The 939-nt window shown below is 46.9% G+C and carries 2 protein-coding genes; both read right to left on the bottom strand.

Annotation, left to right across the window (positions count from 1 at the left end):
* The coding region (locus tag AWV70_RS19970; protein ID WP_060210269.1) for an MBL fold metallo-hydrolase at positions 1 to 594 on the bottom strand (594 nt) is incomplete at its 3' end.
* Between the two features lie 23 nt (positions 595 to 617).
* The coding region (trmB, locus tag AWV70_RS24915) for a tRNA (guanine(46)-N(7))-methyltransferase TrmB (RefSeq protein ID WP_414714854.1) at positions 618 to 939 on the bottom strand (322 nt) is incomplete at its 5' end.

Below are 939 nucleotides of genomic sequence, written 5' to 3'. Positions count from 1 at the left end.
GACGATGCTATGTCCGTCACTATGGCCACCGGTATGTATCATTTCGATGCCTGGCAAAACCTCCACCTGGCCTTCGAATGTTTTCACCTGATGCTGCACGGGTTCCCAATTCTCTTTCCAATACGTATTCCGCGACCGGATATTGGGGTTTCTCATCTCATCCCACTCGACTTGTGAAACGTGAATTTCGGCATTCGGAAAAACCGGTACCAGCTTTTCACCCTCCCAGCCTGTCAATCCTGCAGCATGGTCGTTATGCAAATGCGTCATGAGAACAATGTCGATATCAGCTGGCGTCAATCCGAGCTCCGCCAAACTTTCCTCCACCTTCGTCTCCGAACGGACACCGAGATTGCGCTTTTGCTTGTCCGTAAGCTTGCCTTTCCCGATCCCCGAATCAATGAGAATATGTTTACCTTCATAAGAAATGTAGATCGGATCAGTCCGAAGCTCGATCAAGTTGTTCTCATCGACTTCATACTTCCGCGACCATAACGCTTTCGGTACGACCCCGAACATCGTACCGCCATCTAGAAAATTGACGCCCCCATCAAGCCATGCAAGTTTCATATCGTGAAAATTATATGTATCCAAACAAAACCTCCCCTTTCGCACGTTTACTTATCGAACATTGCTTCCAACCGGTAGATCGGCTGTCCCTTTGCTGAAAATTTCTCTTCATACTCCGTCATAATATTGTCCTCAGGCATTTCTGCATGCAAATCGAGTGACACTTCTTGGAGAATCATTCCGTAAGATGACATGGAAACGAGCGAGTACTCGAACAACTTCCGGTTGTCTGTCTTAAAATGTATTTCCCCTTTTTTCTTTAGCACCTTCTCATAGCGGGCTAAAAATGATTCGTGGGTCAACCGCCGTTTTGCATGGCGGGACTTTGGCCAAGGATCAGAAAAATTCAGATAGACCCTGTCCAATTCT

The sequence above is a fragment of the Sporosarcina koreensis genome (assembly GCF_001531445.1).
Lineage (GTDB): Bacteria > Bacillota > Bacilli > Bacillales_A > Planococcaceae > Sporosarcina > Sporosarcina koreensis_C.
This window is presented reverse-complemented; position numbering and strand designations above follow the sequence as displayed.